The sequence below is a fragment of the Stackebrandtia nassauensis DSM 44728 genome, from assembly GCF_000024545.1.
In the GTDB taxonomy this organism is placed as follows: domain Bacteria; phylum Actinomycetota; class Actinomycetes; order Mycobacteriales; family Micromonosporaceae; genus Stackebrandtia; species Stackebrandtia nassauensis.
Map to the genome: position 1 here is coordinate 4,187,339 of NC_013947.1, position 12,401 is coordinate 4,199,739.

The window sequence follows — 12,401 nt, forward strand, 5'->3', positions numbered from 1 at the left end:
TCCAGCTCCAGCTCCAGCTCCAGCTCCAGCTCCAGCTCCAGCTCCAGCTCCAGCTCCAGCTCCAGCTCCAGCTCCAGCTCCAGCTCCAGCTCCAGCGGAGGCTACGCCGTCGGACGGGGCGTCGTCAGCTGGAGCGGCGGTGGTACAGCCAGGCCACGCCCGACACCACGGCCAGCGCCAGGCAGGCCGCCGCTGCCGCCATCAACGCTGGCGGGCCCTCGATGGGCTGCCCGCTGACCGCCACGACCACGCCCGCCAGCACCGCCGACACGGTCACCACACCGCCGATGCGGGCCAGCCAGCCCTGCCACACCCGAGACTCGGCCACAGTGTCCACTCTCCACAGTGCCGCCATCGCGGCGCACGCGTGGAGCAGGTAGCAGCACACCCCCACGCCGATGGCCACCAGCGGCGAGATCTCCTCCACCAGGTATCCGTTGACCAGCAACATGACCACGGCCTGGAGCTGCACCAGGGTCGCGAACGGCTTCGCCGGAGCCAACGCCGCCACCAGCGGCAGCGTCCCGATCAGGAACGCGTACCAGCCCCAGTGGTTCAGCTGCGGAACCGCCAGCCACAGCGCCAACGCTCCCGAGCCAGCGATGCCCAGCCGCAACCCGAAACCGAAGCTCAGCGCCCGCCGGGCCTGCCGGACGAGCCAACCCCACCACGTCACGGTCACCGCCGCGCCAACTTCGGAACGTGGTCCAAAAGCGCGACCTGCCGCAACATGTGGTCCAGACTCCCCGGCCCCATCCAACGCTCCACCGGAACCCCCAAGGCCCGCAACCGGTTGAGCGTGTTGTCGCGCTCCAGGTGCCACAGCCGAAACGCCAACTGGGTCCATTCCCGCTGCTGGGTCGGCCGCACCCCCGGCGGCAGTGTGTCCACCGCGACCAGCGGCCGCCCCGTCTGCGCCAACCGCGCCAGCCCCGAGGTGCTGCGCGGGTCCAGCAGCGGCGTGAGCATGATGATCGCCGCGCTGCCGGGCAGCTTGCGCGACACCAGCTGCCGTTCGGCGGCGGCGCGGATCTCGCCGCGCGACGGGTCCACATGGGTCAGCCAGTCCTGGACCAGCGCGTAGTGGCGACGTCCGCCACCGGCGCGCAGTCGACGGTTCTTGGAACCGAACTCGGCCATCGCCACCCGGTCGCCCTGCGAGGTGTAGTGCTCGGCGATGGCCGCCGCCGCCCGCACCGTCACGTCCAGCGAACTGGCCTGCCCGGGCTGCCCCACCTCGCTGAGGACGTCCAGCAGGATCAGCACATCCGCGTCGCGCTCCGAATAGGTCGCGTTGACGTGCAGTTCCCGTTGCCGCAGGCTCACCCGCCAGTCGATGCTGCGCAGCCGGTCCCCGGGCTGGAACCTGCGCACCTCCGCCAGTTCGCCGCCGTCGCCGGGACGGCGGGTGTGGTGCACGCCCGCCAGGCCCGCCGCGCGCGGCAGCGACTGCCGCGAGTCGAACAACGCCGCGCGGGGATACACCGTGAGGGTCTGCTTGGCGACGCTCAACTGCCGCGACCGCAGCAGACCGTCGCAGGCCAGCGCCCGCACCTCGATGGGGCCGAACCGGTGCAGTCCCCAGCGCCGCGTCACAGCCGTCAGCGGCAGCGACGCGTGTCCGTCGGCGGGCACCACCGCCGCCTGCCGGAAACCGCCGTGGCTCAACCGGATCCACTGCGACACCCGGGGCCGGGCGACCGCGACGATCTCCACCTCGTCCGGATTGGACACTTCGATCTCGGCCCGCAGCTCACCGCCCTCCAACAGCGGGGTCTCGGGCATCCCCAAAAGCCGCAGTTCCGGACTGCGGCGCGGGCGCCGAGTCAGCGACGCGGCCAGGCCCAACGCCAGCGGCATCGACACCAGCAGCAGGTCCACGCGCCCCAGGATCAGTCCCAGCCCCAGGGCGACGATGACGACGATGAGGGCGCGCCGCAACGCGGGCGTGGGGTTCCAGTCGGTCTCGGTCCTCGGCGCGAACGGTGTCGACCTCGGGTGCTCGTAGCTGGCCGAACGCACCCGGTCGGACAGGTGGCCCATGGCTCCCAGTGACATCAGATCCGCTCGATTCTCGTGATGAGGCGCTCCAGTTCCGCCCGCGACGGCGCCACAGCGACCGGGCGGACGCAGAAGCGGTACAGCTCGTCGCCCAGCAGCTGCCGAGCCCGCGGGCCGTCGTGGGCCAGTTCCACGCCGTGCCGCAGCCGCAGCCGTTCGGCGATCACCAGGATCAGGTTCTGCTGCACCACCCGCTGGAAGTCCTCGACGTCGCGCTGTCCCGACAGCCGCGACTCCCACCGCGACACCGAACCGAAGGACCGCGCCGCACCGGGCTCGGCGTGCACCGGCAGCAGGTCGTCCTGCTCCAGGTACGGGCTCCCCAGTGGAGCCGACAGCGTCGCGGCGGCGACGATCACCAGCGCCAGCAACCACAACTGCCACAGTGGAGCTTCCCAGTCGACGGAGCGCAGCGTCAGCCAGGCGGCCCCGGCCACCAGCAGCGGCAACCAGACCAGTTGCGCCGCCGCGAGTCTCGGGCGCCGCAGCCCCAGCACACCCTTGTCGGTCACACCGCCTCCACGGGTTCGGCGGGCTGTGCGGCGGCCAGTTGGGCGTCCACCGCCGCCAGCGCCGCGACGGCCCGCTGCCGCAGGTCCTCGCCGATCGCGTGCGGGCCGTACCGGGCCCGGCGGTAGGTGTCGGCCAGTTCGGTGAGGGCCTCGGCGTCGACGTTGGCGGCCGCCATGACCCGCGCGACGAGTTCGCCCGGGGTCTCGGAGGCCAGCCGCGCCAGGCCCGCGGCGGCCGCCGCGCGTTCCAGTCGCTGCCAGCAGTCGATGACGCCGCGCCGGGGATCGGCCGCGGCCTCGACGTCGCTGAGCCCTTCGGCGACGGCCTCGCGCAGCACCTCCACCTCGGGCCGCGGCTCCTCGGGCTCGGGTACGACGAGGGCGGGCTTCTCCCGCCTGCGGGGCCACCACCCGAACAGGGCGGCGCCGATCCGGTACAGCAGGTACCCGGCCAGGGCCACCAGACCCAGGATCACCAGCCACTTCAGGGCCAGCAGCGTGAACTCGCCCAGTTCGCGCAGCCAGCCCGGCGGCCCTTCGGGGTCCTTGTCGGCGGCCTGATCCTTCGCGGACGACTCGAGCGCTGTGGATGGCTGCGCCGACGCGGTCGGGCTGCTCTCACCACTGGATTCGGCGCCACTCGAGCTGGGCTCGGGTTCCCCGGATTCCCCGCCGGGGGTGTCGGACGGTTCGGGTTCGGCCCCGCCGACGTGATCCGACAGCTCGTCGTACAGCTCGGGGGTCAGCTCGTCGCGGTACTTGTCGACGTCGTCCTGGGTGAGCTCTCCGGCGAGCTCGTCCAGCAGCTGCTCCCGCCGGTCGGAGTCCAGGCTGTCCCACAGCTTCTGCAGCTCGCCGGGCGAGAACTCCCCCAGGTGCCGCTTGGCCAGCTCCAGCAGCAGGTCGTCGGACAGCACCTGCGACAGCTTGGCCAGTTCCTCGCTGCTGAGTTCCTCGCCCAGCTTGTCCAGCAGCCCCGGCGGCAGGTCGGCGGCGTCGGCGGACCGCAGGTCGACACCGGCGGGGAACTCGGAGTACAAGTCCTTGGGCAGGTGCTCGGCCACCTCGGACGGCACCCCCTCGGGTACACCGGGCGAGGCCAGCCGGTGACCCGACAGCGTCGCCGAGGCGACCAGCCAGGCCAGGACGGCGAACCCGAGGGCCACCACCAGCACGGGTGCCCACGATCGCCAACGTCGTCTCACGAATCGTTCTCCCGGGGAGCGTGGTTGAGCGTCCGAAGGAGAGGATATGTCGATACGTCCACCACGGGGCGCTGGCGTCGGTGAGTCACAATGGCGGAACGCGAAATCCCCGACGGGCCCCACGAGGAGAATTGATGTCCACCGACGTTTCGATGCCCCTGTCCGAGGTGACCAAACGCGCCACGGAGGTGCTCGACGCCGTCAACCAGGTCGTGGTGGGCAAACGGGAGTCGCTCGAACTGGTGCTGGCGGGCATTCTCGCGGGCGGGCACGTCCTGTTCGAGGACCTGCCGGGCCTGGCCAAGACGCTGACGGCCCGGTGATTCGCGCAGACGCTCGGCCTGCACTTCAACCGCCTGCAGTTCACCCCCGACCTGCTACCGGCCGACGTGACGGGTTCGTTCCTGTACAACCAGAAGCAGGCCGACTTCCAGTTCCGGCAGGGCCCGATCTTCACCAACCTGCTGCTGGCCGACGAGATCAACCGCACCCCGCCCAAGACCCAGGCCGCGCTGTTGGAGGCGATGCAGGAACGGCAGGTCTCGGTCGAGGGCACCACCTACCGGCTGCCGCAGCCGTTCTTCGTGTTGGCCACGGCCAACCCGATCGAGCAGGAGGGCACCTACCCGCTGCCGGAGGCGCAGCTGGACCGGTTCCTGCTGCGGGTGACGTTCGGCTACCCCGACCGGGGCGAGGAGTGGGAGGTGCTGCGCCGCCGCCTGTCCCGCCGCCGCGAGGAGGCCCAACTGTCGCCCATAGTGGACGCGGCCACGGTGGTGGCGATGCAGGACGCCCTGGAGGACGTCGCCTTCGACGACTCCATCGGACAGTACATAGTGGAAATAGTCGCGGCCACCCGCGAGCACCCGCAGTTGCAGGTGGGCGCCTCGCCGCGCGGCTCGCTGGCGCTGACCCTGCTGTCGCGGGCCAAGGCGGTGCTGGCCGGACGCGACTACGTCATCCCCGAGGACGTCAAGACCGTCGCCCCCGCCGCGCTGACCCACCGGGTCAGTCTGAAGCCGGAACTGTGGTTGCAGCAGGTCGATCCGGCGGCGGTGATCGCCGAGGTGTGCGCCAGGGTCCCGGCCCCGGCCACCAACCTGATGCCCAGCTACACCGCGCAGCAGGGGGCCGTGGCCGGGTAGCGGCTACGGCAGGCTGGCGACGAGTTCGGAGACCTCGCGGCGGCGTCCGGTGTAGAACGGGACCTCCTCGCGGACGTGCAGCCGGGCCCGGGAGGCGCGCAGGTCGCGCATCAGGTCGACGATGCGGTGCAGTTCGTCGGCCTCGAAGGCCAGGATCCACTCGTAGTCGCCCAGCGCGAACGACGACACGGTGTTGGCGCGCACGTCCGGGTAGGGCCGCGCCATCTTGCCGTGCTCGGACAGCATGGTGCGCCGCTCCTCGTCGGGCAGCAGGTACCAGTCGTAGGAACGCACGAACGGGTAGACGCACAGGTAGGCGCGCGGTTCCTCGTCGTTGAGGAACGCCGGGATGTGGCTCTTGTTGAACTCGGCGGGCCGGTGCAGGGCCATGTTGGACCACACCGGTTCCAGGTGACGGCCCAGCGCCGTGCGGCGGAACTGCGCGTAGGCGTCCTGCAGTTCGTCGCTGGACGCGGCGTGCCACCACACCATGACGTCGGCGTCGGCGCGCAGTCCCGACACCTCGTAGGTGCCCCGGACGGTGACACCCTTCTCGTTGAGGTGACCGAACAGCGACTCGACCTCACCGGCGAGGTCGTCTCGCAGCGCCGGCAGCGGCGTGGCGGCCTTGAAGACCGACCACATCGTGTACCGGATGGTCTCGTTGAGTTCCTTGATACGCGCGGCTTTGGGATTGGCACCTTCAGACATGGTCAGATTTTCGCTCACGCCCCAACCGTGTTCTACATGGGGTCGAACCTTGGCCGGGTCAGTCACCCTCGCGCCGCAGCGCCACGTCGAATCCGGTCAGCATCGCGTCCAGCGCGAAGTCGAACCGCGACCGCGCCGCCCCGGCCTCGCGCGCGGCCCGCGCCAGCAGCGGGTACTCGGATTCGTCCAGTGCGGACAGCTGCTCCAGCTGCCCCCGGGTGTGCTGGGCGTCGTCGTGGGCGGCCTGGGCCAGGGCCGTGGCCTGTCCGACGACGAAGCCGGTCATCGAGTAGACGACGGCCAGCGCCTCGTCGGGCGTGAAACCGTCCCGGCACAACGCTTCCAGGGTCGCCTCGACCATGCGCAGGTTCGCGGGGGTGGTCGCCGGACGGGTGGCGACCAGCGGCAGCACCGCCGGATGGGCCAACAGCGTGTCCAACAGCGACCGGGCGTAGTCGCGCAACACGTCGGGCCACCGCGCCTGCCCGAACCGGGGTGCCTCGGCGAGCGTGACGACCTGCTCGACCAGGCCGTCCAGGAGCGCGTCCTTGTTCGGGATGTGGTGGTAGAGCGTCATGGCCTCCACCCCCAGTTCGGCGCCCAGACGGCGCATCGACAGCGCCTTGAGCCCCTCGCGGTCGGCCAGTCGCAGCGCGGCGTCCAGGATCGCCTGCCGGGTCAGGCCCGCGCGTTGACCTTGGGTCCGACCGGCCACGACGACGCTCCCTCCCTGATTCTTACGTCGTAAGTGTAGCGTGGACGGCCTCGGCGGCGGCCCGTCCCGACGCGACACAGGCCGGAATCCCCACCCCGTCGGCCAACGCCCCGGCCAACGCGATCGGATGCTCGGCCAGCGCCGCCCGGGCCCGCCGGATCCGGTCGGCGTGCCCCGCCGAGTACTGCGGCAACCCGCCACCCCAGCGATCCACGGCGACCGCTCGCGGCCGTGGCAACTCCATGCCGAGCACAGCCGACAGTTCGGCATGCGCGATGTCGGCCAGTTCGGCGTCGTCGCGCTGCAGGACCTGCTCCTCGCCGTACCGGCCCAACGACACCCGTACGAGGCTGAGCCCGGGCCGCGCCAGATGGGGCCACTTCCGCGTGAAGAACGTCGCGGCCTTGATGGTGCGGCCCTCCGTCGCGGGCACCAGGAACCCCGACCGCTGCGGCAGTTCCACCCCACCCAACGCCAACGTCACCAACGCGATGCTGGCGTAGTCGAGCACACCCAGCTCAGCGGCGGCGGCAGCCTCCACATCGGCCAGCAACCGCGCCGCCGGACGAGCGGGCGTGGCCAACACCAACGCGTCGCACTCGATGACGCGCGGCGTGCGGGTGTCACCGGCGACGCAACGCCACCCCTCGGGCGTGCGCCGCAGTTCCCGCACCGGCTTGCCCAACACGATCTCGGCTGCGGCGGCGGTGGCCGTGGCCTCGACCAACCGCGACAGTCCACCCTCGACGGAACCGAAGACTGGCGGGACCGACGAAGCCGAACCCGAAGCGGCAGCCCCGAACGCGGCCGAACCCGCCGATGGCGCACCCGCTACGGGCGGCAGACAATCCGCCACCGCCCCGGCCAAGGTGTCGTGCCGTCGAGCGGCAGCCGCCAACTGCGGCACCGTCACGTCCACCGACAGTCCATCGGCCCGTCCCGAGTAGACACCACCCAGCAGCGGATCGACGAGCCGATCGACGATCTCGTCGCCGAAATGCTTACGCACCAACGCTCCGACGGTCACGTCCTCATCGCCGAGGATCGGCCCGTCCCCCACCGGTTCTTGCTCCAACCGTTCACGGCCCGCCGGGCTCAGCACACCCGCCACATCGTCGGCCCGCGCCGGGACCCCCATGACGGTACGACGCGGCAGATCGCGCAGCTCGTCATCGATGACCAATGCCGCCGGAGCCGCCGCCGGATGAACCAGCCGCGCCCCCAACCCGACGGTCTCAGCCAACGCCTTGGCCTCGGGCCGCCGCACCAGGAACGTCTCGGCACCGGTCTCCACCGGCACCCCCGCCAGCTCACCGGTACGGATCTTGCCGCCCAGCCGAGGCGCCTGCTCCACCACGGTGATCCGCAGCTCCGGACCACCCAGCTCCCGCAACCGCTGCGCCGCCGCGAGCCCGGCGATACCGCCACCGACCACGACGACGTGCCGCGGTGTCATCGCGCGCTGAACCTGTGCACGTACTCCACGGTCTTGGTGAGCGCGTCCGCGTCCGTCTCCGGCAACACGCCATGCCCCAGGTTGAAGATGTGTCCCTTGGCGGCCTTGCCCTCGGCCAGCACCCGCCGCACCTCATGGGCCAGCACGTCCTCGGGAGCGAACAGCGTCGTCGGGTCCAGGTTGCCCTGCAACGCCCGATCCCCGACCAGCCCGGCCGCCTCGGTCAACGGAATCCGCCAGTCAACGCCCACGACGTCGGCGCCGACCTCACCCATGGCCGCCAACAGATGCCCGGCACCCACACCAAAGTGGATACGCGGTACCCCGGGCCGGGCCACGGCACTCAACACCGCCGCCGAATGCGGCGCCACGAACATCCCGTAATCCGCGGCCGACAACGCCCCGGCCCACGAGTCGAACAACTGCACCGCGTTGGCCCCCGCGTCTATCTGTACCTTGAGGAACGACGCGGTGATACCGGCCAACCGCCCACACAGCGCGTGCCACACGTCCGGAGCCCCGTGCATGAGCGCCTTGGTCTTGGCGTACGTCCGCGACGGCCCACCCTCCACAAGGTAACTGGCCAGCGTGAACGGCGCCCCCGCGAACCCGATCAGCGGCGTGGCCCCCAGCTCCTCACGCAGCATCCCCACGGCCTCGGTGATGTACGGCACGTCCTCAGGAGTCAGATCCCGCAACGCCTCCACACCCGCCATGTCCCGGATCGGTTGCCCCACAACAGGTCCAGTACCCGCAACGATATCGACGTCCACACCGACAGCGGCCAGAGGCACCACGATGTCCGAAAAGAAGATCGCCGCGTCCACCCCATGTCTGCGCACCGGCTGCATGGTGATCTCCCGGATCATGTCGGGAGTCCGGCACGCCGTCAACATCGGAGTATCAGCACGCAGCGCCCGGTATTCCGGCAGCGACCTGCCCGCCTGCCGCATGAACCACACCGGGGTACGCGGAGTCTCCTCCCCCCGGCAGGCTCGCAGGAACGGCGACTGCGAGACGTCTTCAGTAGTCATAGCGAGTCATGGTCCCACGCTCAGCGCTCGAACCGCGACGTGACCACGCCGTGGTCACCCAGACCACAGCCGCCACACCCAAAACCGCCCCATCAACCCCCCGAATACCGCGCCACCCTCGCCGCGAGCCCCGCCTTGACCAACGGCCACTCCGACTCCACCACCGAGAACATCGCCGAATCCCGCAACCGCCCGTCCTCCCCGGGCGCCCACGAGAACGACCAACTCCGCAACACCCCCTCAAACGTGGCCCCCAACCGCTCCAACCGGACCAGCGTCCCCTCCAGCACCGGAACGTCTAGGTACGAGGCCATGATGACTCCTTACTCGCCAGGACCTCGAATCGTAGAAGAAACGGCCCACGTTCCCCATCGCCTGTGCCACGAGTCTCACCCGCTCGGCCTCCGCAGCCGATAGACCCGATCGCTGAGCTTGCCGATCAGCCGATACACATGCCACAGACAGTCCCCGAGCGCGATGTCATAGTTGGAGCGTCCATACCGGCTCACATAACGCTCCGGCTCGCGCAGCAGCCTGGCGGCGTGGAGCAGTTTCCGGCCGCCCTTACCCGTCGTTTCCTGCCCCCGTTCGCCCCACTGCGTCCCGAGGACGAGCCGCCGTTCAATGCTCAACCCCGACGCCATCATCGCGGCTTCGGAACGTGTCGGGTCCATACTCGACGGGATGCAACCCATCGTCGAGAACAGCCACGCCGCCTCATTCGGCTCCAAAGTGTCGGTGGCGAACATCTGGTAGACCAGCGCCGTCCCATCGGGTTTGAGGACGCGGCGAAACTCGGCGTAAGCCGCGTCCAGGTCCTCCACATGGCACAGTGTGTCGCGGCACCACACCAGGTCTACGGACGCGTCCGCGACCGGGAGGGCTTGCGCGGTCCCCGCCTCGAACGTCACCGCAGCCGTCGACTCAGGACGGGCTTGGCTCTTGGCGATATCGATGTGACGCGGCACCGGGTCCACCCCGTGGACTCGCAATCCGAACCGGTCGGCCAGCTCGAACGCATGGCCACCTTCGCCGCAACCCACATCCAGCGCCCTGGCCCCGGCTGGCAGGCCGATCTCGGCGACGAGGTCGAACAGCATGCCCGGCCCGCACGGGTCGAGGCTCACGTCGAGGGCGTCGTTGAACTCGGCTTCGACCTCGGCGTAAGCCTCGTAGCTGCGGGCCAGGAACTGTGGGTCGGTCATGCCGGACGACGCTACGCATCATCCGCCGTCCGGCGCGCCCGATTTTCGTGGCGGTCAGCGCACCTCGATGTAGTCCAGTTCGGCGAAGGCGGTGCCCTTGCCGAAGCGCAGCGTGTTCCAGCCAGCTTTCAGGTCGACGTCCACGTTGGCCTGTTGCCAGTTGTCCCAGCCGGTGATCGGGTAGGTCACCGCGCCGACTTCGGTGCCGTTGACCGAGACCTTGTGGCTGGAGGGTTCCTGGGAGCCGTTGGCGAAGCCGACCGAGACGGTGTGGTTGCCCGCGCTGGGGGTGTACACGTCGATGTCCACATAGCTGTCGGCGTGGTCGATGTAGGCCACGACTTTGCCTTGGGAGGCGCCGGCGGCGTTGTCGCGGACCTTGCAGTTGTTGACCTTGCCGTTCTCGCCTTCGTAGCGGACTCGGCTGCCTCGGACCACCGGGAGGTCTCCGGCCCAGCCGAGGTCGGCCAGGTAGACGCTGCGGCCGTCGCCGACGTGGCCGTGGAAGAAGATGTGGTCGACGCCGTCGGAGCCGCGAACCACGTCGGCTCCGCCGGGTCCGTTGACGGCGCCGTCCACGCTGGAGCCCGTGATGAGGGGGCGGAATGCCTTCTTGAAGGGGCCGGTCAGGGAGGTGGAGGTGGCGTAGCTGGTGAAGTAGCTGTCGTTCCAGTATTCGCCGCCCGCGTAGAACAGGACGTAGTTGCCGCCCTGTTTGACCATGACCGGGGCTTCCAGGATGCCGCGTTCGGCGTCCTGGTCGTTGCGCAGGATCTCGATGCGGTCGCCGATGAAGTTGACGCCGTCGGCGCTGGTCTCCTGGAGGTAGACCACCGGGGGTTTGCCGATGGCGTTGGCGTCGGTCTTGTAGATCAGGTAGTGCTTGTCGCCGTCGGTGAAGGAGGACGCGTCGATGGCGCCGCCTTCGTCGGCGGGGCACACGATGGGTTTGTCGCCGACGGGTTCGAAGGGGCCCTCGGGTTTGGCGGAGGTGGCCGCGCCGATGCACTGGCGGTCGGGGCTGATGCTGTGGGCGGTGTAGTAGAGCAGGTAGGAGCCGTCGGGGCGCTGGGAGACGTCGGGGGCCCAGGTGCGGCCCGGTTGGGCCCAGGCGCCGAGTTTCGGCAGGCCGTCGGCTCCGGTCATGGCCCATTCGCCGCCGGGTTTGTCGGAGGTCGCGACCGGGAGGTTCTGGCCGCCGTTGGTGGCGTAGGCGTAGTACTTGTCGCCGAACTTGCTGACGTCCGGGTCGGGGAAGTTGCCGCCGATGACGATCTGCGGGGCGACGGCCTTGGCGTCGGCGCCCTCGGCTTTCGCGTCGGGGCTGAGGGTGATCCAGGCGGCGGACGACACCGCGATGGCGGCGGCGATGCCGAGGGTGAGCAGTTTGCGGCTACGGACGAACGACAGGGCGTTTGTGAGCATGGGTGCCGGGCTTTCACAATCGGGGGCTGATCGTGAAACAGTACTGAAATCAAAGATTCCAGACAAGGTTTACAACGATAAAACTGCTATAGCCGAACGAAACCGAACGTCCGGCTCGGGGCGGGCCGGGATTCGCCAGCAGCGCCCGACGGCGATCGTCCGTGTGACATGGTGCTCGGGTGAGCAAGCGCGGAACTGAACAGGTGAAGTGGACGGTGACTCTTCGCTCGGCGGGCGGGCAGGAGTGGACCTACGAGATCGAGACCGACCCGAAGACCTCGCAGACCGAGGTGGCTCGGGCGGCGTGGTTGTGGCATGACCGGGAGGGCGGCGGCGAGGTGGACCCGCGGCTCACCGAGGCCAACCGGGCTTGACCGTCGCACTGGCGCGTTAGCGTGTCGCGATGAGCGAAGCGATCCCTGGGTGGGCAACCGAGGCGGCCGAGGTCAGCCCCTACGATCCGGCGTGGGCGGTGCGGGGCGAGCGTGAGGTCGCGTCGGTGGCGGGGCTGCTCGCCGATCAGTTGGTCGACGGGGTCGAGCACATCGGCTCTACGTCGGTTCCCGGCTTGGCCGCCAAGCCGATCGTCGACGTCATGGCCTCGGTGGCCGACCCGGACGCCGTGGTCGCCGGGTACGCGGCGCGGCTGGCCGAGCTGGGCTGGTGTTACGTCCCGCCCGAACTAGACCGGCGGTCCTGGCGGCGGTTCTTCGTCAAACCGGACGCTTCCGGGCGGCATCGCGAGGCTCACCTGCACGTCATCGCGGCCGGGAATGCCCGGTGGCGCGATCAGCTCGACTTCCGCGACGCGCTGCGCGGCGATGCCGCGCTCGTCGCCGAGTACGCGGCGCTCAAACGCGGGCTCGCCGCTCGGTGCGGCCACGACCGGGAGGCGTACACCGAGGGCAAGTCCGCGTTCGTCGCGTCCGTCC

At 70.0% G+C, this 12,401-nt stretch carries 12 protein-coding genes and 2 pseudogenes; 3 read left to right on the top strand and 11 right to left on the bottom strand.

Annotation, left to right across the window (positions count from 1 at the left end):
* Positions 1–124: 124 nt before the first annotated feature.
* The 4 genes from SNAS_RS19340 to SNAS_RS33000 are packed head-to-tail and all read right to left on the bottom strand — an operon-like array spanning position 125 to position 3,778.
* Positions 125–682 (bottom strand): hypothetical protein, encoded by a 558-nt coding sequence (locus SNAS_RS19340; protein ID WP_013019147.1) that lies wholly within the window; start codon positions 680–682, stop codon positions 125–127.
* Entirely contained in the window at positions 679–2,058 is a 1,380-nt protein-coding gene (locus SNAS_RS19345) for a DUF58 domain-containing protein (RefSeq protein WP_013019148.1), read from the bottom strand. Before SNAS_RS19345 ends, SNAS_RS19340 begins: the two co-directional genes overlap by 4 nt.
* Positions 2,058–2,573 carry a hypothetical protein gene (locus SNAS_RS19350; RefSeq protein ID WP_013019149.1) on the bottom strand — a complete coding sequence of 172 codons (516 nt, stop codon included), beginning with the start codon at positions 2,571–2,573 and terminating at the stop codon, positions 2,058–2,060. The genes SNAS_RS19345 and SNAS_RS19350 overlap by 1 nt, the downstream gene beginning before the upstream one ends.
* Positions 2,570–3,778 carry a DUF4129 domain-containing protein gene (locus SNAS_RS33000; RefSeq protein ID WP_144300568.1) on the bottom strand — a complete coding sequence of 403 codons (1,209 nt, stop codon included), beginning with the start codon at positions 3,776–3,778 and terminating at the stop codon, positions 2,570–2,572. Before SNAS_RS33000 ends, SNAS_RS19350 begins: the two co-directional genes overlap by 4 nt.
* 134 nt (positions 3,779–3,912) lie before the next feature.
* Between SNAS_RS33000 and SNAS_RS37685 the strand changes: the two are divergent.
* Positions 3,913–4,923, top strand: a pseudogene (locus SNAS_RS37685) (AAA family ATPase).
* A 3-nt stretch (positions 4,924–4,926) separates the two neighbouring features.
* Here SNAS_RS37685 and hemQ read toward each other — a convergent pair.
* The 7 genes from hemQ to SNAS_RS19395 form a co-directional block, all read right to left on the bottom strand.
* Positions 4,927–5,634 (bottom strand): hydrogen peroxide-dependent heme synthase, encoded by a 708-nt coding sequence (hemQ, locus tag SNAS_RS19365; protein ID WP_041626541.1) that lies wholly within the window; start codon positions 5,632–5,634, stop codon positions 4,927–4,929.
* Positions 5,635–5,692: 58 nt separating this feature from the next.
* Positions 5,693–6,349 (bottom strand): TetR/AcrR family transcriptional regulator C-terminal domain-containing protein, encoded by a 657-nt coding sequence (locus SNAS_RS19370; RefSeq protein ID WP_013019153.1) that lies wholly within the window; start codon positions 6,347–6,349, stop codon positions 5,693–5,695.
* A gap of 22 nt (positions 6,350–6,371) precedes the next feature.
* Positions 6,372–7,805, bottom strand: a complete 1,434-nt coding sequence (gene hemG, locus SNAS_RS19375) for a protoporphyrinogen oxidase (RefSeq protein WP_013019154.1) — start codon at positions 7,803–7,805, stop codon at positions 6,372–6,374.
* Positions 7,802–8,839 (bottom strand): uroporphyrinogen decarboxylase, encoded by a 1,038-nt coding sequence (gene hemE / locus SNAS_RS19380; RefSeq protein ID WP_013019155.1) that lies wholly within the window; start codon positions 8,837–8,839, stop codon positions 7,802–7,804. Before hemE ends, hemG begins: the two co-directional genes overlap by 4 nt.
* A gap of 92 nt (positions 8,840–8,931) precedes the next feature.
* Complete coding sequence (locus tag SNAS_RS19385) at positions 8,932–9,153, bottom strand: hypothetical protein (protein WP_041625053.1); 222 nt, start codon at positions 9,151–9,153, stop codon at positions 8,932–8,934.
* A gap of 75 nt (positions 9,154–9,228) precedes the next feature.
* Positions 9,229–10,044, bottom strand: coding sequence for a class I SAM-dependent methyltransferase (locus SNAS_RS33005; RefSeq protein ID WP_013019156.1), 816 nt, complete (start codon positions 10,042–10,044; stop codon positions 9,229–9,231).
* Positions 10,045–10,098: 54 nt separating this feature from the next.
* Positions 10,099–11,469 carry a family 43 glycosylhydrolase gene (locus SNAS_RS19395; protein WP_013019157.1) on the bottom strand — a complete coding sequence of 457 codons (1,371 nt, stop codon included), beginning with the start codon at positions 11,467–11,469 and terminating at the stop codon, positions 10,099–10,101.
* 179 nt (positions 11,470–11,648) lie between these two features.
* Here SNAS_RS19395 and SNAS_RS19400 point away from each other — a divergent pair, with 179 nt between their 5' ends.
* Positions 11,649–11,843 carry a hypothetical protein gene (locus SNAS_RS19400; protein ID WP_041625054.1) on the top strand — a complete coding sequence of 65 codons (195 nt, stop codon included), beginning with the start codon at positions 11,649–11,651 and terminating at the stop codon, positions 11,841–11,843.
* Between the two features lie 29 nt (positions 11,844–11,872).
* Positions 11,873–12,391, top strand: a pseudogene (locus SNAS_RS34210) (GrpB family protein); the annotation flags it as partial.
* Positions 12,392–12,401 lie beyond the last annotated feature (10 nt).

Excerpts from the sequence above, each read along its gene's own strand:
- SNAS_RS19345 (WP_013019148.1), bottom strand. The coding sequence starts at position 2,058 with ATGTCACTGGGAGCCATGGGCCACCTGTCCGACCGGGTGCGTTCGGCC.
- hemQ (WP_041626541.1), bottom strand. The coding sequence starts at position 5,634 with ATGTCTGAAGGTGCCAATCCCAAAGCCGCGCGTATCAAGGAACTCAAC.
- hemG (WP_013019154.1), bottom strand. The coding sequence starts at position 7,805 with ATGACACCGCGGCACGTCGTCGTGGTCGGTGGCGGTATCGCCGGGCTC.
- hemE (WP_013019155.1), bottom strand. The coding sequence starts at position 8,839 with ATGACTACTGAAGACGTCTCGCAGTCGCCGTTCCTGCGAGCCTGCCGG.
- SNAS_RS19385 (WP_041625053.1), bottom strand. The coding sequence starts at position 9,153 with ATGGCCTCGTACCTAGACGTTCCGGTGCTGGAGGGGACGCTGGTCCGG.
- SNAS_RS33005 (WP_013019156.1), bottom strand. The coding sequence starts at position 10,044 with ATGACCGACCCACAGTTCCTGGCCCGCAGCTACGAGGCTTACGCCGAG.
- SNAS_RS19395 (WP_013019157.1), bottom strand. The coding sequence starts at position 11,469 with ATGCTCACAAACGCCCTGTCGTTCGTCCGTAGCCGCAAACTGCTCACC.